Source organism: Stutzerimonas stutzeri, assembly GCF_002890895.1.
GTDB lineage: Bacteria > Pseudomonadota > Gammaproteobacteria > Pseudomonadales > Pseudomonadaceae > Stutzerimonas > Stutzerimonas stutzeri_AB.
The window spans coordinates 257,912-275,599 of sequence record NZ_POUL01000004.1 but is presented as its reverse complement, the minus strand read 5'-3'; the positions used below and the strand labels follow the sequence as shown (position 1 = coordinate 275,599).

The following is a 17,688-nucleotide window of genomic DNA, read 5'->3' as shown; positions in this document are numbered from 1 at the left end:
TCACATTTAATTGAGTTGCATGACCAATGGAGACTGGCGCTGGCCATCCTCAACGCTGCGTGACGAACTTGCCGAGCCGCGCATAGCCTGCCCCTCGCTAATGAATTAAAGTCGTGCTGGTCGAGCGTCCGCCCCGACACGCCCCTGTAGAAGAGCTCAGCGATGGACCACCGTGAAGCCATAGTCGCGCTGCGACAATTTCTTTCCACCCAGATTCTCGGCCAGGAACGGCTGATCGAGCGCCTGCTGATCGCTTTGCTCGCTGACGGCCACCTGCTCGTCGAAGGCGCCCCGGGGTTAGCTAAAACACGGGCAATCAAAGAGCTTGCAGGCGGCCTTGAAGCGGAATTCCATCGCATCCAGTTCACGCCAGATCTGCTGCCAGCTGACATTACCGGAACTGAAATCTACAGGCCGGAAACCGGCAGCTTCGTGTTTCAACAAGGCCCCATCTTTCACAATCTGGTGCTGGCCGATGAGATAAACCGAGCGCCTGCAAAGGTGCAGTCGGCGCTGCTCGAGGCCATGGCCGAACGCCAGGTCAGCGTGGGTCGCAGCACCTACGACCTGTCACCACTCTTTCTGGTAATGGCCACGCAAAACCCCATCGAGCAGGAGGGCACCTATCCTCTCCCCGAAGCGCAGCTCGACCGCTTCCTGCTCCACGTAAAGCTCGGCTTCCCCGATGCGTCAGTGGAACGACGCATTCTGCAACAGGCTCGCGGCGAAGCGATCAACGGGGAAGCCGCTCCGGAACACCGCGTCTCCCAACAAGCGATCTTCGCTGCGCGCAAGGAAATTCTCGGTCTGTACATGGCGGACGCGGTGGAGGAGTACCTGGTGCAGTTGGTCATGGCAACCCGCACCCCAGCCAAATTCGACGCTGAGCTGGCGGGCTGGATTGCCTACGGTTCCAGCCCGCGCGGCTCGATCTCGCTCGATCGCTGCGCCCGTGCTCATGCCTGGTTGGCGGGACGGGACTTCGTCAGCCCAGAGGACATTCAAGCGGTGCTGTTCGATGTGCTGCGCCATCGTTTGATCCTCTCGTTCGAAGCGGAAGCAGCCGGTATCGATCAGGACCGCGTCCTGCAGCGTATTCTCGACGTGGTCGCGGTGGCCTGATGCAACCCTCGCGGCCCACCGACGACAGCTCGGTGCATTCAGGGCCCGGCGATGGCGTCCGGGTAAGCCTCGCCGAGCTGATCGACATGCGTCATCGAGTCCGCGAAGTGCCCTTGTTTTCCAGCCCGCATCGGCGCAGCCAGTTGGTTGGCCTGCACCATTCGAAGTTGCGCGGACGAGGGGTGGATTTCGATCAGGTGCGCATCTACCAGGCCGGCGACGATGTTCGCACCATTGATTGGCGTGTCACTGCACGGACTCAGGAGCCGCATACCAAGCTATTCCACGAAGAACGTGAGCGACCCATTTACTTACTGGTCGAGCAGAGCCCGCGGTTGTTCTTTGGCAGTGCTCGGGCCTTCAAGTCGGTGGTGGTTGCCCAAGCCGCCAGCCTGGTGGGATGGGCCGCGCTAAGCCACAACGATCGCGTCGGGGGCCTGGTATTCGGACACGGCGATCAGCACGAGATCAAACCGAGGCGTAGCAAGCAAAGCCTTCTGCAATTGCTGGACCGTTTGGCGCGCGCCAATGCCGGCTTGCAAGCCGACCAGCCTGACGATCCAGAGGCCTTTGGCCTGGCGCTCAGACGCGCACGTGAAGTACTGCGTCCAGGTAGCCTGGCGGTGATCCTCTGTGATGAGCGCGCCCTGAGCGACGCAGCAGAACAGCAGATGAGCTTGCTCGCGCGCCACGTCGACTTGTTGCTGATTCCAGTCTGTGACCCACTCGACCACGCGCTGCCAGCGGCCGGACTGTTGCGCTTTGCGCAGTTCGGCGCTCGGCTGGAATTGGATACCCATGACGCGGCGCTGCGACAAGCCTACCGGCTGCAAGGCGAAGCCCGAAGTGCGCGCTGGAAGCGTCTGGCCGACCGTTTGCGCCTGCCTTTGATGCCGCTTGGTACCCAGCGCGAACTGGTGGAGCAAATGCGTGAGCACCTCATCGGGCAGCACCAAGGCGCCCTCAGATGAATGCCCTCGAGCTTGAACCCCTGATCACCCCAGCAGCCGTGAGTTGGTGGCCACTGGCGGCTGGCTGGTGGTTTCTCGCTGCCCTGCTGCTCAGCCTCGTTCTGCTGCTGAAACTGCAGCCCTGGAAAAGACTTCAGCTCGCTAAGCGAGAGGTGACCGCCCAGGACGAACAATTGCTCGACCCGCAACGTCAGACGGCTCTGCTTGAACTCGCCCAGTTGAGCAAGCCATACAATGGCCAGCCAGCCAGTCACTGGCTGCAGCAACTCAATGCGCTACTGAAACGCCTTTGCCGGATCCGCTACCCAGACGATCACCCCCATACATTGAGCGGGCGTGCCTGGCTGGCCTTTCTCGACAATCGTTGTCCGGCCGCGGGATTGACGCGCTGGATGGTGCTGGTTGAAGGCGCTTACCGCGCCGAGTGCCGGCTGGACGACAAGGCCATCCAGGGCCTTGAACAGTCCGTGCAGATCTGGATTCGCAAGCATGTTTGAGCTGGCCTGGCCGTGGGTCTGGCTACTGTTGCCGCTGCCCTGGCTGCTGCGCTGGGTCTTACCCGTATCGGAAAGCGGCGACGCAGCATTGAAGGTCGGCTTTCTGGCCGAGCTGGAAACGCTGGCTGGCCGTCGCGCCGCGATCGCCCTGCCTGCCTGGCGGCAACAGCTGCCCTACTTGTTCATCTGGTGTTTGCTGTTGCTCGCCGCCGCCCGCCCGCAATGGCTCGGCGAACCGCTGCCGCTTCCCACCAATGGCCGCGACCTGTTGCTGGCGGTCGACGTGTCCGGTTCCATGGACTATCCAGACATGCAGTGGCAAGGCGATGAGGTCAGCCGGCTGGAACTGGTCAAACACCTGTTGGGCGACTTTATTGCCGGGCGAAGCGGCGACCGCGTCGGGCTTATCCTGTTTGGCAGCAAGGCCTACCTGCAGGCGCCGCTGACTTTCGATCGACAAACGGTACGCACTTGGCTCGATGAAGCTGCGGTCGGCATCGCTGGGAGCAACACGGCCATCGGCGACGCCATCGGCTTGGCCGTCAAGCGCTTGCGCGAACGCCCGGCCAACAGTCGCGTACTGGTACTGATTACGGACGGCGCGAACAACGGTGGCGAAGTCGAGCCTTTGATCGCGGCTCGCCTCGCTGCGGCCGCCGGCGTCAAGGTGCATACGATCGGCATCGGTGCCGAAGCGGATGACAGCCTGCTCAACCGGTTCGGTTTCAACCCCGGCGGCGACCTGGACGAAACGACCCTTCGCGCGATTGCCTATGAAACCGGCGGCGAGTACTTCCGAGCGCGTACAAATGAAGAGCTGGAAGCAGTCGGTGCCGCCCTCGACGAACTTGAGCCGGCCGCCCAGCAGCCGGCTCAGGCACGCGTCGCCACAGCGTTGTACGCCTGGCCATTGGCAGCAGCACTTCTGTTCAGCTGGCTGTTGGTCGCGCGCAGCGTCTTGCCTTTGTCGCTGCGTCAACTGGGCGCTCGGAGCAAGCGATCATGAGTGAACTTCTGCCCTACCTGCTCAGACCGTTCTGGTTGATCGTATTGCCGCTACCGATATGGTTGATGTGGCGTTTATGGCATCGTCAGCGCCAGACCGGTCGCTGGCAGCGCCTCTTGCCCGAAGCTTTTCATACCGCTCTGCTCACTCGCGGCAAGCTGCGTAACAGCAAGCTCCCTTGGATCCTGCTCGGCAGCGCCTGGCTGTTGGGTTGTCTGGCGTTGCTAGGGCCAAGCTGGCAGCAGGTCGAGCAACCCAGCCTGACACGCGCAGACCCGCTGATCATCTTGCTGGAGACCACCCCGGCGATGCTGGCAACCGATGTGCGGCCGAGCCGACTCGAGCAGGCCAAGCGCAAGATCCTCGATCTGCTGCAGACTCGCCAGGATGCCCAGACCGCTGTGGTGGTCTTCGCCGGCAGCGCTCACACCCTGGTGCCCTTGTCCAACGACATGGCCACCACGCAAAACCTTCTGGACGCATTGCAGCCCGATCTCATGCCCGAACCCGGCCATCGTGCTGACCTGGCGGTGACGCAAGGCATTGCCCTCCTGCAACAAGGCGCCAATGGTGCTGGTCGCCTTCTGCTGATCGGCAGCAGTCTGAGCGAGCCGGAGCGCGCATCGATCGAGCAGCAGCTGGACGAAAACGAGCAGTCGCTGCTTCTGTTAGGTATCGGCACCGAGCAAGGTGCTCCGATTCCTCTCGAGGACGGCAGCTTCCTCAAGGATGACAAAGGTTCCATTGTCATCCCCCGGCTGGACGACAATGCCATGCGGCGTTTCGCCAGCCAGATCGGCGGTCGCTATCAGCAGGCTCGAGTCGATGATGCGGACCTGCGCAACCTCGGCTTGCTCGAACGCAACGGAAAGCTTGTGGCTCAAGACGAGACCACCCGTCTCGACGCCTGGCAGGACCAAGGCTACTGGCTGCTGCTCCCTCTGGTATTGCTCGCCGCCTTCGCCGGGCGCCGGGGTTGGCTGTTCTGCTTGCCGCTCGTCCTCTTCGTCCCGCAACCCGCCAGCGCCCTGAGCCTTGACGACCTATGGCTGCGCCCCGATCAACAGGGCATGCGCCTGCTGGAATCTTCTCGCCCAGGCGAAGCCGCGACCCGCTTCGAAGATCACCAATGGCGGGGCTATGCCCGCTACCAGGCCGGTGACTTTGCCGGCGCCGCCGAGCAGTTCGGCAAGGGCGACTCCGCAGCCGATCACTACAACCGAGGCAATGCCCTGGCCCGCAACGACGAGCTGCAAGCCGCCATCGAAGCCTATGAACAAGCCCTGGAGCTGGATCCGGGTCTGGACATCGCGCGGCGCAATAAAACCACCGTCGAAGAGGCCCTGCGACAAAAAGAGGCTCAAGCTGATGCCGATCCCGACGCGTCGCCACCCCAGGAATCGACATCCGAAGCCGAGCAGCGCAAGCAGCCTCGTGGAAGCAAAGCGCCAGACACCTCGTCGGACTCGACAGATCAAACCACGGCACAGGCCCCGCCAGAGCCAGCTGGCGAGGTGTCGAGCGAAACACTGAACGAGAGCCCTCCCGAGTCCGAGCCAGTCGCGACCGATCAGCAGATGGCACAAGCACAGGAAGTGCCGGTCGATCCCGAGCAGGATCAGGCAATGAACCAATGGTTGCGCAAGATCCCGGACGATCCCGGCGAGCTGCTACGGCGCAAGTTTCTTTATGAGCAACGCAAACGGCAGGAATTGAATCAATGATGCGCTGGATGACACTGGTGTTTCTGCTCCTGCTGGGCTTGCAAACCCACGCTGCTACCTTGGTAGCCCGGGTCGACCGTACCGAGCTGAGCCTGGACGAAACTGTGGAGCTGACGCTGGAAACGGCCGACGGCACCGCATTTGGTAAGCCCGACCTGCAGCCCCTCGACAGCCTGTTCAAAGTATCCGGGACACGTCAGAGCAACCAACTTGCCGGGACCAACGGCGATGCACAGGCGATTACCCAGTGGCAGGTCACGCTCCAGCCGCTGCAGACCGGCTACGTCGTCATTCCGCCGTTGCAGCTCGGCGATGCCCGTAGCGAGCCAATCACCTTGCATGTCACCGAGCCCAGCGCCAGCGACAGCGACCTGCTTGCCCCCATATTCATCGACGCCAGTCTTGATCAGGAGGTCGCCTACGTGCAGGCGCAGGTGCTGCTGACGCTGCGTATCTACCACTCCGTATCGCTGTACGACGACAGCACCCTGTCACCGCTGCAGATGAACGATGCGCTGGTGCAGCGGCTGGGCGAACCACGCACTTATGAAAAAGACATCAATGGCGTCCGCCACGGCGTGATTGAGATCCGCTATGCGCTGTTCCCGCAGAAAAGCGGCGAGCTGACAGTTCCCGCACAACTGTTCAGCGCCACGGCCGTGGCACCGTCGACCGGTGATCAGTATGGCTCGAGGTTCGGACGTTCGACCCAGGTCAAATCACCCACCATCCCGTTAATTGTAAAGCCCAAGCCATCTGACTATCCCGCCGACGCCGCTTGGCTACCGGCCCGAAGCCTGACGCTGGTCGAAGCCTGGAGTCCGGAACCAGGGGATGCTCAGCTGGGCGAAGCCCTGACCCGCAGCTTGCTCTTGAAAGCTGACGGATTGACCAGCAGCCAGCTGCCTCCAATCGCCTCAACCAAGCTTCCGGGACTGCGCAGCTACCCCGACCAGCCGACCCTGAACAACGAAGTCACGGCCAACGGTGTCAGCGGCAGTCGCGAACAGCGCGAAGCCCTGGTCGCGACACGCACTGGGGAGTTCCAACTCTCGCCCGTGGAAGTGGTCTGGTGGAACACCCTGGAAGATCGCCTGGAGCGCAGCACGCTGCCTGGTCGCAACCTGCAGGTCGCCGACAACCCGGACCTGCAACAGCCCGCCATCGAGACGACGGACATGCCGGAACAGCGAGAGGCGAGACGGCTATGGCCCTGGCAGCTGAGTAGCGCATTGCTGGCATTGACGACCCTGCTCGGCTTTGGCTTGTGGCTGCATGCGCGCAGGCAACCAGCGGTGATCCGCACAGTGCAGACCGGCCCGACTCCGCGCAGCCTGCTTGATGATCTGAAACGCGCCTGCCTGGCCAACGACACCCAGGCCACCCGACATGCGCTCGATGCCTGGGCACGTCAACAGCCTGAAACGCTGGCCGATATGGCGGCCCGTTTCGAGCCGCTGTCCGATGCCCTCGATGGGCTTAATGGTGCGCTGTACAGCGAGACCGGTCAGCGCTGGCAAGGCGAAGCCTTGTGGCAGGCCATTCAGAACCTGCCCGCAGGTCAGGCTGGCGATGCCGAACGCGAAGCCAGCGCGCTGCCGCCGCTGTATCCGCGCTGAGCTGAAGGACTTCCCATATCCGGTCGCGATCAGCCGTCTTGCCCTTTGCTGCGAGCTCGTGCACCAGTTAGAGGCGTCTTGCACCGTCCTTGGCATGTGGCTTGCTAAACCTGAACCAGACATCCCGCTTCGCACCGGTTCCCTCCCGGACGGTGCGCGCTTCGCATGGCAAAGGTTTTCTTCAGCATGACCGATCTCTCCCCTTCGCTCCGCCCTGACGCCAAAGCCTGGGTCGCCGGCAGCGACGCGCCAGAAAAGCACGTCGTGAATCTTGGCTTCATGGCGCTGACCGATGCTGCATCGCTGATCGTCGCCGCCACCCAGGGCTTTGCGCAGCCCTACGGCCTCACGCTCAACCTGCAACGGCAGAGTTCCTGGTCCAGCGTGCGAGACAAGCTTGTGGAAGGCGAACTGGATGCCGCTCACGGACTGTACGGCCTGATATACGCCGTGCATCTGGGGATCGGAGGCAGTGCGCGTAAGGACATGGCCGTACTGATGGGGCTGGCGCAAAACGGACAGAGCATCAGCCTCTCCAATGAGCTGAAAGCAGCCGGCGTGACCGATCCCGATGCGCTCGGCAAATGCGTGCGCCAGAGTGGTGCAAAACTCACGCTTGCTCAGACATTTCCCACCGGTACTCATGCGCTCTGGCTCTACTACTGGCTGGCCGCCCACGGCATCCATCCGCTGACTGACGTACGCACAGTGGTGGTGCCGCCGTCGCAGATGGTCGCTCATCTACGGGCGCGACGCATCGACGGCTTCTGCGCCGGCGAGCCCTGGGGCGCCCAAGCCATTGAAGAAGACATGGGTTTTACCATCGCGACCAGCCAATCGATCTGGGCCGACCATCCCGAGAAAGTGCTCGGCTGCACGCGCGAATTTGTCGACCAATACCCCAACACCGCCCGCGCGCTGGTCATGGCCATTCTCGAGGCCAGCCGCTTCATCGATGAGAGCCAGGAAAATCGCCGCAGTACTGCACAGCTGATTGCCGGCAGCGACTATGTCAATGCGCCCGTTGCGTCCATCGAATCGCGCTTTCTTGGTCAATATGAGGACGGCCTCGGCCATGCCTGGCTGGACAAGCACCCGCTGCGTTTCTTCGGCAACGGCGAAGTGAACATGCCCTACCACTCCGACGGCCTCTGGTTCATGACTCAGCTGCGCCGCTGGGGTCTGCTGCGTGAAGATCCGGATTACGTTGCCGTGGCGCAGAGCGTCCAGCAGACCAGCCTCTACCGCGATGCAGCGAGCGCTTTGAATATCGCCGTACCCGGCTCCCCCATGCGCAGCGCCATGCTCATGGACGGCAGTCGCTGGGATGGCAGCGATCCGGCGGGATACGCGCGCAGCTTCGCGCTGCATGCCCTGGGCGACACCGCACCACACCCCAAGCCTTGAGAAGGGAGACAGTCATGCTTCGCGTTCTCCTGATCGACGACACCCCGCGCAAGGTCGGTCGCCTGCGCACCGCTCTGATCGAAGCCGGCTTCGAGGTGATCGAGGAATCCGGTTTGACCATCGACCTGCCCGAGCGGGTCGAAGCGATTCGCCCCGACGTGGTACTGATCGACACCGACTCCCCCGGCCGGGACGTGATGGAACAGGTGGTCATGGTCAGCCGTGACCAGCCGCGGCCCATCGTCATGTTCACCGACGACGACAACCCCGATGCCATGCGCCAAGCCATCCGCGCCGGCGTTAGCGCCTATATCGTTGAAGGCATCCAGGCCCAGCGCCTGAAACCCATCCTAGACGTGGCCATGGCCCGCTTCGAAAGCGACCAGGCAATCCGCGCGCAACTGCATGCACGCGACCAGCAACTGGTCGAACGCAAGCGCGTCGAATTGGCCAAGGGCATGTTGATGAAGATGCGCAGCTGCAACGAGGAAGAGGCCTACACCCTGATGCGCCGCCAGGCCATGAGCCGTCAGCAGAAGCTGATCCAGGTCGCTGAACAGATCATTGCGATGAACGACCTGCTGGGTCAGTGATCCGAAAATCTCAGCGCGCTGGTCTCGGCGAGGCCCAGACGGGGCTATTAGCCGAGCGGATGCCTGCTGTAAACCTTGCGGGACTCAAGTACCGATCATTTTCGACTCTCGACCAGGCCCAACGAGCCTATTGCTCGCCGACTACAACACGTTGCGCCAGCCGCCCCCTAACCACTCCAATCGCGTCCGAATGACGGGCGCCACTGCGCCCGCCATTTCCAAGCAGCTCTTCCATGCAAACGAACCAAAACGGAGCCAAGGATAGAATTGGGTGCACGGCTATTGCACCGAGCGATCGCCAGGAGTGCCAAGCCCGCACGTCCAACGCATGTTCAGCCTGGCCGGTTGTTTCAGACGTAAGCCGTTGTATTACATAGATCTTCCTAACACCCTAGTCGCCAAAAAAATCTCAGATTAAGAATTGGCAAGCCCCTTGCAATCCCTCTGTTACCACGTCTTCAGGTCGCCAACGGCGGTGATCGGGACGAATTGACAAAGGCGTCAACGGTGCTCGCTCTGCTCATGCAGAGAGTGCTTCCGTTACGCCTTTTTTTCGTTTCGCGATTGAGGAATAGATCATGCGCAAGACCCGCCGTACGTTGTTGAAAACGCTGGTGGCCAGCATTGGCTGCTCTGCCCTGCTGCAACTGGTGCCGATGGCCGCCTGGGCGGCCGAGCCAGAGAAGGAGGAACTCAAGCTCGGCTTCATCAAGCTCACCGACATGGCGCCGCTTGCGATTGCCTATGAGAAAGGCTTCTTCGAGGACGAAGGGCTCTACGTCACGCTCGAAGCCCAGGCCAATTGGAAGGTGCTGCTGGACCGCGTCATCGACGGCGAGCTGGACGGTGCGCACATGCTCTCCGGCCAGCCGATCGGCGCGACCATCGGTTTTGGTACCAAGGCCGACATCATCACGGCCTTCACCATGGACCTCAATGGCAATGCCATCACCATGTCCAACGCGATCTGGGAGCAGATGAAGCCCAACGTGCCGATGGCAGACGGCAAGCCGGTGCATCCCATCGAGGCCGACGCACTCAAGCCGGTGATCGAGCAGCTCAACGCCAGCGGCAAGTCGTTCAACCTGGGGATGGTGTTCCCGGTATCCACCCACAATTACGAATTGCGCTACTGGCTCGCGGCCGGTGGCATTCACCCCGGTTACTACGCACCGAAGAAAGGCGACATCAGCGGACAGATCGATGCCCAGGCGTTGCTCTCCGTTACGCCACCGCCGCAGATGCCTTCGACCATGGAAGCCGGCACCATTCATGGCTACAGCGTCGGAGAGCCATGGAATCAGCAGGCGGTCTTCAAAGGCATCGGCGTACCCGTGGTTGCTGACTATGCGATCCGCAAGAACATGTCGGAAAAGGTCTTCGGCGTATCCAAAGCCTGGGCCGAAGCCAATCCCGAAACGCACAAGCGTCTGGTCAAAGCGCTGATCCGTGCAGGCAAGTGGCTGGACGAAGACAACAACGCCAACCGCCAGGAAGCGGTGGAAATCCTCTCGCGACCGGAATATGTCGGCGCCGACGCCAAGGTCATCGCCAACTCCATGACCGGCACCTTTGAATTCGAGAAAGGCGACAAACGCGAGGTGCCGGATTTCAACGTGTTCTTCCGTTACAACGCGACTTACCCCTACTACTCCGATGCCATCTGGTACCTAACGCAGATGCGCCGCTGGGGCCAGATCGCCGAGGCCAAGCCGGACAGCTGGTACCTAGACATGGCCAAGCAGGTCTATCGCCCGGAAATTTACCGTGAAGCTGCAGCGGCACTGATCGAAGACGGGCTGATGACAGCCGAGGACTTCCCCCCAGCAGATGAAGACGGCTTCCGCGAGCCACTGGCGGACACCATTGATGGCATCGCTTATGACGGCCACACGCCCAACGCCTATCTCGAACAGTTCGCGATCGGCCTGAAAGGCGATACCACGCTCTGATTCCGCCTACGGGAGCCATGCGCGGCTCCCACCTTTCGGAGGACATGTCGATGAGCAATCCCGCCGTCGTGCAGAACATAAAAGAAACCCTTAGAGCTGGCCGTCAGGCCCGCATCAAGCGCTGGCTGCCGCAGGTGATCATGCCGTTGGTGGGCGTCTTTGCCTTCCTGCTGTTCTGGCAGTTGGTGGCCTCGAACATCCAGACCAGCCTCGGTCAGTTTCCCGGGCCGAGCCAGGTGGCCGAGCAGTTCAACGGGCTGGTCGATGCGCATATCCAGTCGCGGGAAAAAGCCGAGGCGTTCTACCAGCGTCAGGAGGACCGCAATGCGGCCAAACTGGCCAAGAATCCCGACGCCGAGGTGAAGATTCGCCCGTACACCGGCAAGCCGACCTTTTTCGAGCAGATCTTCACCAGCCTCTATACGGTGATGACCGGCTTTGCCATCGCCTCGCTGATTGCCGTGCCGCTGGGCATCGTCTGCGGGTTGAGCAAGACGGTGTATAGCGCGGTGAATCCGCTGATCCAGATCTTCAAGCCGGTGTCGCCGCTGGCCTGGCTGCCGCTGGTGACCATGGTGGTCAGCGCCGTCTACGTCAGTGACGACCCGCTGATGGCGAAATCCTTCGTCACCTCGGCGCTGACCGTAGCGCTGTGCTGCCTGTGGCCGACGGTGATCAACACCACGGTGGGCGTGGCCAACCTCGATAAGGATTTGCAAAACGTCAGCCGCGTGCTGCGCCTGTCACCGCTCAGCCATGTGCACCGGATCGTGCTGCCCGCTGCGATTCCGATGATCTTCACTGGCCTGCGCCTGTCGCTCGCAACCGGCTGGATGGTGCTGATCGCTGCCGAGATGCTGGCGCAGAACCCCGGCCTCGGTAAATTCATCTGGGATGAATTCCAGAACGGCAGCTCCAACTCGCTCGGCCGGATCATGGTCGCAGTGATCGTCATAGGCCTGATCGGCTTCGCCCTGGATCGCATCATGCTGATGCTCCAGCGCCGCGTGAGCTGGGATAAGAACGCAGACCTGCGCTGAGAAAATCACATGAACAATGCCCATCTCGAACTCACCGGCGTCGGTATCAGCTTTCCCACTGACAAGGGACTCTACTGCGCGCTGCAGAGCGTCAACCTGCGCATCGCCAAGGGCGAGTTCGTTTCGCTGATCGGCCACTCTGGCTGCGGCAAGTCAACGGTGCTCAACATCGTCGCCGGCCTCTATCAGGCCACCACTGGCGGCGTGATCCTCGACGGCCGTGAGGTCAACGAGCCCGGCCCGGAGCGCGCCGTGGTGTTCCAGAACCACAGCCTGCTGCCCTGGCTTTCCTGCTACGAGAACGTTGAGCTGGCGGTGCGGGAAGTCTTCAAAGGCCAGAAGAGCAAACGGGAGATGCGTGACTGGATCGAGCACAACCTTGAGCTGGTGCACATGACCCACGCCCGCGACAAACGTCCCAGCGAAATCTCCGGCGGGATGAAACAGCGCATAGGTATCGCCCGCGCGCTGGCCATGCAACCCAAGGTGTTGCTGATGGACGAGCCCTTCGGCGCCCTCGATGCGCTGACCCGCGCGCATCTGCAGGACTCGCTGATGGAGATCCACGCCGACCTTGGCAACACCGTGATCATGATCACCCATGACGTTGACGAGGCCGTGTTGCTCTCGGACCGCATCGTGATGATGACCAACGGCCCCTCTGCAACCATCGGTGAGATTCTGCGCGTCGAGCTCAAGCATCCTCGCGACCGCATGACCCTGGCCCACGACGCCCAGTACCACGCCTACCGGGCGCAGGTTCTGGAGTTCCTCTACCAGCGCCAGCAGCGGCCTGCGGCCTGACAAGTCTCCAGGAAGCTAATCGAGAAAGGATCACGAGCATGGACAGAGCCTTGAACGCCACGCGCCCGACGCAGGCCGTATCGCAAGCCACCACCGCTGCCCTGCAGTCGTACATGGATTGGCTATTGCTCGCTGCCTGGGCCATGGCCTGTATGGCGGGGCTGTGGCAGCAGCAACTGCTGTCGCTGGCCCTCGCCTGTATCGCCGCAGGTCTGCAACTGGCCCAACAGCGCAAACGCCGCGAGCATCAGCGCCACAGTGAGCATTTGCTGGCCGTGCTCGGCCAGCAGCAGGGGCTCAACGAGCCTCGTGAGGATCTGGTCGCCGCCTTTGGCGCTCAATCGCTGCGCAGCGAACGTTTACGAAGTGAAGTGCAATTCGCCAGCGATGCCCTCGAGCGCATGGCCGCAACCGCCGAGCACAGCAGCATCGGCCAGGGCGAGCGAGTGCTGGCGATGACCGAAGCCAGCAAGGCGCTGAGCCACAACCTGGAGCAGGTCAGCACGCTGGGCCAGCAAGCCATGCAAGCCTTTGCCGACACCCACCGGCAAAGCCAGGCCGGCCGCGACAACGCGATGTCGGTCAGCACCCGCATGACCGAGGTACGCCAGAGCATGCAGCGCACGTCGGATGCGGTCGGCCAGCTTTTGCAGGACACGGCTGCCGTCGGCAAAGCCGCACTGAGCATCCAGAACGTCGCCAAACAGACCCAGTTGCTCGCCCTGAATGCGTCCATCGAAGCAGCGCGAGCCGGCGAGCACGGTCGCGGTTTCGCGGTGGTGGCCGACGAGGTCCGCCAGCTGGCGCTGACCAGCGACTGCGCCGCCCAGGACATCACCAGCGTGGTCGCCACGACCGGCAACGCAGTTCGCCGCGTCGAGGCCGAGGTCGTCCAGCACCAGCAATTGCTCGAGCAAAGCGGCGAGCAAAGCAGTGCATTAGCCGCCGAACTCGATCAGTTGGCGCGGCGCAGCCAGCTGAGCCTGGCCGAACTCGATCACCTGCAAACAGCCCTCGAAGAACAGCGACAGGGCAACCGCCTGTTGCGCGACCAGCTTAATCAGGTCGAGACCGGCGTCGAGCGCCAACGCACCCAGGCCGAAGAGCTGCATAGCCTGACGCTCTACCTCACTCGTCTCAGCCGTACGGAAGCCTGACCATGGAAGTATCGATCGCCCTGATCCTGGCCGCCGGCCTGGTGCTGCTCGGCAACCATCTCAGTCGCATTGCAGCCGAGCGGCATCGCAAGCGCCTCAGCGCAACCGATGTCCAGGCGCTGCAGCATTCGCTGGAAGTCCTTCAATTCGTGCAGAAACACCGTGGCCTGGGTGGCCAACCTGATGCCGCAGCCGCCGCGCAGCGGTTGGAGGTTGCGAGCCATATTGATCGGCTCTGGCAGGAGTGGAAAGGTGAGGAAAACCGTCCGGCGATGCGCGCTCTGTGGCAGCAGATCCGCCGGAACCCAGCGGATTTCGAGCCGCACTGCATCCTGATCGAGCAACTCCTCGAAAGCATTCATGTGCTTGAGCTGCGCCTTGTCTTCCAGGGCAATCCGCAGGTATCCGGCATGTGCGAGGCCTGTCGCGCACTGGAAGACCTCGGACGTTTGCGCGGCCTGGCAGTGCGTGCAGCCAACTTCGAAAAGTGCCCTTTGGATATGCAGATCCAGATGCGCTATCTCTGCCTGCGCCTCACCGACCCGATTAGTGGCGACAGCCTGCGCAACCTCATCGAACACCTGGAGTGCAACCTGATCGACGCACCGCGGGTCAGCCTGGCGCCAGCCGAATGCTACGCGCTGATCACCCCGATCATCGATGAGCGCCTGCAAGGCATTCGCCATAGCATCGCCTGACACCGCGCACGCGATATCAACAGGCCGGATCAAGCTTGGTGCTGACGTGCAGAGGCGTACAATCCGCCTCCGCACGTCGCGCTGCCAACCAGCGCCAAACACAAGCAACGAGAGCATCATGGCCCGCCTGACCCTGCAGTTTCCCGAAGACCAGTTTTGCTTCAGCACCCAGCTGACTGTTCGCATCACCGATATCAACGCCGGCAACCACCTCGCCAACGACTCGATGATCTCGATGATTTCCGAGGCCCGTGCGCGCTTCCTGTTCGCCTATGGCATCGCCGAGACCAGCAAGGATGGCGGCGGCATCATCGTCACCGACCTGGCCACCACCTATAAAGCCGAGGCCCATGCACGGGACGCCCTACTGTTCGAAGTCGGCGTCATGGATTTCAACAAGTACGGCGGCGATATCACCTTTCGTATCACCCGGCCGGCGGACGGCACGCTGATCGCCATGGCCAAGTCCGGCTTCGTCTTCTACGACTACGTGCAGAGCCGCGTTGTCGCTATGCCTGAGGCATTTGCCGCCAAATTCCCGCGGGTGAACCGGATCGACTAGATCAACCGCTACCATCACCGAGCTGCAGCAGTCGCTGCACATCCTCGCGGTGGCAGAGCTCGGTACCGGGGCGCATCACGGTGGCGGCTCCGGCGGCGATACCGTAGCGCACGGCCTCGTCCAAGCTGCGCCCTTCGGCCAGCGCCAGCACGATGGCACCGAGCATGCTGTCGCCGGCGCCTACCGCACTGACCACTGGAACCTGTGGCGAGCGCAGCCGCTGTAACTGCTCGCCGCAAGCCACCAGCGCCCCATCCGCGCCCAGCGACAGCACGATGATCTGCGCACAGCCCCTCGCCATCAGACTGCGCAGCGCTTGCTCCTGCTCCAGTTCGCTGGTGATCGGGCGACCGACCAGGGTCGAAAGCTCGTTGAGGCTCGGTTTCAGCAGGTATGCCCCGCCCTGACGTGCCGCGTAGGCCAAGGGCTCGCCAGACAGGTCGACGACCAGCCTGGCGCCGATGCGGCGCGTCAGGCTGAGCAGATCGTCGTAGAACGTAAGCGCCACACCCGGCGGAAAGCTCCCACTCAGCACCAGATAAGCCGGCACCGGGTCCAGCGAGGTCAGTGCATCGAGACAGCGGGCCAGCTCCTCGGAGGACAAGGAGGGCCCAGGCAGTACAAAACGGTACTGCAGCCCGGTCTCAAACTCGTCCACGGTAAAACTTTCACGGGTGTCGCCAGCGATCGGAACGGGGCGGTGCGCCAAGCCAAGCTCATCCAGCGCTCGCGTGAGCAGATCGCCGAACGGACCGCCCGCAGGATAGACGGCCACCGCCTCGCCACCCAGCGTGTCGACCACCCGCGCGACGTTGATCCCGCCGCCACCCGGGTCGTGGCGCGGCAGTGAGCAGCGTAGCTTTTCGGTGCTGGTTACCCGCGCAGTGCTGACGGACAGATCCATTGCCGGGTTCAGGGTCAGGCTGGCAATAACGGGCATCAATCACTCCTCGAAGCTTGGCAGGTAAAGCCTAACAGCCGACGTCAGGACAAAGACAATCGGCAAGACATTGCCCTGAAATGGCGCCCACCGCACAACGGCTGTGCAACCGACGTCGACTGGCCGGGCGAGACCAACGACACGAGCCGCATGGAACGGGGCTGGAGGCTGACTGGCACGTTAGATGCTTCGCAATCGACACGGTAGGCCAACGGCGGTCTCCACCCTAAGACAAAGGCGTCGCACCATTCCTGCTCCGGCAGGCGTGATGCGGCGCCTTTTTGTTTTCGCCTCGAAGTTGGGGCGGCCTCTTTTGCACAAGACGAATGCCTGGAGCCCACCCGATGAATACCAGTTTCTGGAAAGCCGGCCACACGCCGACCCTGTTATCCGCCTTTCTCTATTTCGACCTGAGTTTCATGGTCTGGTACGTGCTTGGCCCGCTTGGCGTGCAGATTGCGGCCGACCTCGGCCTCACCACCCAGCAGCGTGCCTTCATGGTCGCCACGCCCATCCTTTCCGGTGCAGTGCTGCGCCTGGTGCTGGGCATGCTGGCCGACCGCACCTCCCCCAAGACCGCCGGGCTGTTCGGTCAGGTCGTGGTGATCGCTGCGCTGTTCGTGGCCTGGCTCCATGGCATTCATAGTTATGAACAAGCCCTGCTGCTCGGCCTTTTCCTTGGCATGGCGGGGGCCTCCTTCGCCGTCGCCCTGCCACTGGCTTCGCAGTGGTATCCACCGCAGCATCAGGGAAAGGCCATGGGCATTGCCGGTGCGGGCAACTCCGGTACGGTGTTCGCGGCGCTGTTCGCACCTGTGCTGGCGACGATGTTTGGCTGGAGCAATGTGTTCGGTCTCGCGCTGATTCCACTGGTCCTGGTGCTGATCATCTTCGCCACGCAGGCGAAGAATGCACCGAATCGTCCCGCGCCCAAGTCCTTTGCCGACTATATGAAAGCCCTCGGCGACCGAGACAGCTGGTGGTTCATGTTCTTCTACAGCGTCACCTTCGGCGGCTTCCTCGGTCTGGCCAGTACCCTGCCGGGCTATTTCCATGATCAGTACGCCTTCGACCCGGTCAAGGCCGGCTATTACACCGCCGCCTGCGTCTTGGCCGGCAGCATGCTGCGCCCGCTCGGGGGGGCACTGGCCGACCGAATCGGCGGCATCCGCTCGTTGCTGGTGATGTACACGGTTGCTGCCGTTTGCCTGTTCGTTGTCGGCTTCAATCTACCGAGTTCGACGGCTGCACTGGCCTTGTTCGTGGTCGCCATGCTCAGCCTGGGAGCGGGCAACGGTGCGGTGTTCCAACTTGTGCCACAACGCTTCCACAAGGAAATCGGCGTGATGACCGGCCTGGTCGGCATGGCTGGCGGCATTGGTGGTTTCCTGCTCACCGCAGGTCTCGGCGCCGTCAAGCAGGCCACGGGAGACTATCAGCTGGGCCTCTGGCTGTTCGCCAGCCTGGGTGCGCTGGCGTGGTTTGGCCTCTATGGTGTGAAGCGCCGCTGGAGAACCACCTGGGGTTCTGCCGCGATGACTGCCGCCCGCGTCTGAGTTCATCCAGGCAACACTTGGAAGGCAGGTCTCAGGGCCT

General features: G+C 62.4%; 16 protein-coding genes. 15 read left to right on the top strand and 1 reads right to left on the bottom strand.

What is annotated here, in order from left to right; translation table 11 throughout:
* Positions 1 to 162: 162 nt before the first annotated feature.
* From CXK96_RS09610 to CXK96_RS09545, 14 genes are all read left to right on the top strand, one after another.
* Entirely contained in the window at positions 163 to 1,122 is a 960-nt protein-coding gene (locus tag CXK96_RS09610; RefSeq protein WP_102836236.1) for an AAA family ATPase, read from the top strand.
* On the top strand, positions 1,122 to 2,093 hold the full coding sequence (locus CXK96_RS09605; protein WP_102836235.1) for a DUF58 domain-containing protein: 972 nt from the start codon (positions 1,122 to 1,124) through the stop codon (positions 2,091 to 2,093). The genes CXK96_RS09610 and CXK96_RS09605 overlap by 1 nt, the downstream gene beginning before the upstream one ends.
* Positions 2,090 to 2,590, top strand: a complete 501-nt coding sequence (locus tag CXK96_RS09600; protein WP_102836234.1) for a DUF4381 domain-containing protein — start codon at positions 2,090 to 2,092, stop codon at positions 2,588 to 2,590. The genes CXK96_RS09605 and CXK96_RS09600 overlap by 4 nt, the downstream gene beginning before the upstream one ends.
* The gene (locus CXK96_RS09595) at positions 2,583 to 3,596 is read left to right on the top strand and encodes a VWA domain-containing protein (RefSeq protein ID WP_102836233.1); all 1,014 of its coding nucleotides are present in this window, start codon (positions 2,583 to 2,585) and stop codon (positions 3,594 to 3,596) included. Before CXK96_RS09600 ends, CXK96_RS09595 begins: the two co-directional genes overlap by 8 nt.
* Entirely contained in the window at positions 3,593 to 5,320 is a 1,728-nt protein-coding gene (locus CXK96_RS09590) for a VWA domain-containing protein (protein WP_102836232.1), read from the top strand. The genes CXK96_RS09595 and CXK96_RS09590 overlap by 4 nt, the downstream gene beginning before the upstream one ends.
* A complete protein-coding gene (locus CXK96_RS09585) occupies positions 5,317 to 6,939 on the top strand; it encodes a BatD family protein (protein ID WP_102836231.1) in 1,623 nt (540 codons plus the stop codon). The genes CXK96_RS09590 and CXK96_RS09585 overlap by 4 nt, the downstream gene beginning before the upstream one ends.
* A 186-nt stretch (positions 6,940 to 7,125) precedes the next feature.
* Complete coding sequence (locus CXK96_RS09580) at positions 7,126 to 8,346, top strand: CmpA/NrtA family ABC transporter substrate-binding protein (protein WP_102836417.1); 1,221 nt, start codon at positions 7,126 to 7,128, stop codon at positions 8,344 to 8,346.
* A 14-nt stretch (positions 8,347 to 8,360) separates the two neighbouring features.
* Positions 8,361 to 8,939 (top strand): ANTAR domain-containing response regulator, encoded by a 579-nt coding sequence (locus tag CXK96_RS09575; protein ID WP_102836230.1) that lies wholly within the window; start codon positions 8,361 to 8,363, stop codon positions 8,937 to 8,939.
* Positions 8,940 to 9,517: 578 nt separating this feature from the next.
* Positions 9,518 to 10,891, top strand: a complete 1,374-nt coding sequence (locus tag CXK96_RS09570) for a CmpA/NrtA family ABC transporter substrate-binding protein (RefSeq protein WP_102836229.1) — start codon at positions 9,518 to 9,520, stop codon at positions 10,889 to 10,891.
* Positions 10,892 to 10,941: 50 nt separating this feature from the next.
* Positions 10,942 to 11,931 (top strand): ABC transporter permease, encoded by a 990-nt coding sequence (locus tag CXK96_RS09565; protein ID WP_102836228.1) that lies wholly within the window; start codon positions 10,942 to 10,944, stop codon positions 11,929 to 11,931.
* Between the two features lie 9 nt (positions 11,932 to 11,940).
* On the top strand, positions 11,941 to 12,735 hold the full coding sequence (locus CXK96_RS09560; RefSeq protein ID WP_102836227.1) for an ABC transporter ATP-binding protein: 795 nt from the start codon (positions 11,941 to 11,943) through the stop codon (positions 12,733 to 12,735).
* A 38-nt stretch (positions 12,736 to 12,773) separates the two neighbouring features.
* Positions 12,774 to 13,892 carry a methyl-accepting chemotaxis protein gene (locus CXK96_RS09555; RefSeq protein ID WP_102836226.1) on the top strand — a complete coding sequence of 373 codons (1,119 nt, stop codon included), beginning with the start codon at positions 12,774 to 12,776 and terminating at the stop codon, positions 13,890 to 13,892.
* A gap of 2 nt (positions 13,893 to 13,894) precedes the next feature.
* Positions 13,895 to 14,590 (top strand): hypothetical protein, encoded by a 696-nt coding sequence (locus CXK96_RS09550; protein ID WP_102836225.1) that lies wholly within the window; start codon positions 13,895 to 13,897, stop codon positions 14,588 to 14,590.
* 118 nt (positions 14,591 to 14,708) lie between these two features.
* On the top strand, positions 14,709 to 15,152 hold the full coding sequence (locus tag CXK96_RS09545) for a thioesterase family protein (protein WP_073301959.1): 444 nt from the start codon (positions 14,709 to 14,711) through the stop codon (positions 15,150 to 15,152).
* 1 nt (position 15,153) lies between these two features.
* Here the strand turns inward: CXK96_RS09545 and CXK96_RS09540 are convergent, their stop codons facing one another.
* The gene (locus CXK96_RS09540) at positions 15,154 to 16,092 is read right to left on the bottom strand and encodes a 1-phosphofructokinase family hexose kinase (protein ID WP_102836224.1); all 939 of its coding nucleotides are present in this window, start codon (positions 16,090 to 16,092) and stop codon (positions 15,154 to 15,156) included.
* Between the two features lie 344 nt (positions 16,093 to 16,436).
* Here CXK96_RS09540 and CXK96_RS09535 point away from each other — a divergent pair, with 344 nt between their 5' ends.
* Positions 16,437 to 17,648 (top strand): MFS transporter, encoded by a 1,212-nt coding sequence (locus CXK96_RS09535; RefSeq protein ID WP_102836223.1) that lies wholly within the window; start codon positions 16,437 to 16,439, stop codon positions 17,646 to 17,648.
* The last annotated feature ends 40 nt before the right edge of the window (positions 17,649 to 17,688 follow it).

Bases quoted from the DNA above. Each gene is read 5' to 3' on its own strand.
- CXK96_RS09610 (WP_102836236.1), top strand. From the start codon at position 163: ATGGACCACCGTGAAGCCATAGTCGCGCTGCGACAATTTCTTTCCACC.
- CXK96_RS09605 (WP_102836235.1), top strand. From the start codon at position 1,122: ATGCAACCCTCGCGGCCCACCGACGACAGCTCGGTGCATTCAGGGCCC.
- CXK96_RS09600 (WP_102836234.1), top strand. From the start codon at position 2,090: ATGAATGCCCTCGAGCTTGAACCCCTGATCACCCCAGCAGCCGTGAGT.
- CXK96_RS09595 (WP_102836233.1), top strand. From the start codon at position 2,583: ATGTTTGAGCTGGCCTGGCCGTGGGTCTGGCTACTGTTGCCGCTGCCC.
- CXK96_RS09590 (WP_102836232.1), top strand. From the start codon at position 3,593: ATGAGTGAACTTCTGCCCTACCTGCTCAGACCGTTCTGGTTGATCGTA.
- CXK96_RS09585 (WP_102836231.1), top strand. From the start codon at position 5,317: ATGATGCGCTGGATGACACTGGTGTTTCTGCTCCTGCTGGGCTTGCAA.
- CXK96_RS09580 (WP_102836417.1), top strand. From the start codon at position 7,126: ATGACCGATCTCTCCCCTTCGCTCCGCCCTGACGCCAAAGCCTGGGTC.
- CXK96_RS09575 (WP_102836230.1), top strand. From the start codon at position 8,361: ATGCTTCGCGTTCTCCTGATCGACGACACCCCGCGCAAGGTCGGTCGC.
- CXK96_RS09570 (WP_102836229.1), top strand. From the start codon at position 9,518: ATGCGCAAGACCCGCCGTACGTTGTTGAAAACGCTGGTGGCCAGCATT.
- CXK96_RS09565 (WP_102836228.1), top strand. From the start codon at position 10,942: ATGAGCAATCCCGCCGTCGTGCAGAACATAAAAGAAACCCTTAGAGCT.
- CXK96_RS09560 (WP_102836227.1), top strand. From the start codon at position 11,941: ATGAACAATGCCCATCTCGAACTCACCGGCGTCGGTATCAGCTTTCCC.
- CXK96_RS09555 (WP_102836226.1), top strand. From the start codon at position 12,774: ATGGACAGAGCCTTGAACGCCACGCGCCCGACGCAGGCCGTATCGCAA.
- CXK96_RS09550 (WP_102836225.1), top strand. From the start codon at position 13,895: ATGGAAGTATCGATCGCCCTGATCCTGGCCGCCGGCCTGGTGCTGCTC.
- CXK96_RS09545 (WP_073301959.1), top strand. From the start codon at position 14,709: ATGGCCCGCCTGACCCTGCAGTTTCCCGAAGACCAGTTTTGCTTCAGC.
- CXK96_RS09540 (WP_102836224.1), bottom strand. From the start codon at position 16,092: ATGCCCGTTATTGCCAGCCTGACCCTGAACCCGGCAATGGATCTGTCC.
- CXK96_RS09535 (WP_102836223.1), top strand. From the start codon at position 16,437: ATGAATACCAGTTTCTGGAAAGCCGGCCACACGCCGACCCTGTTATCC.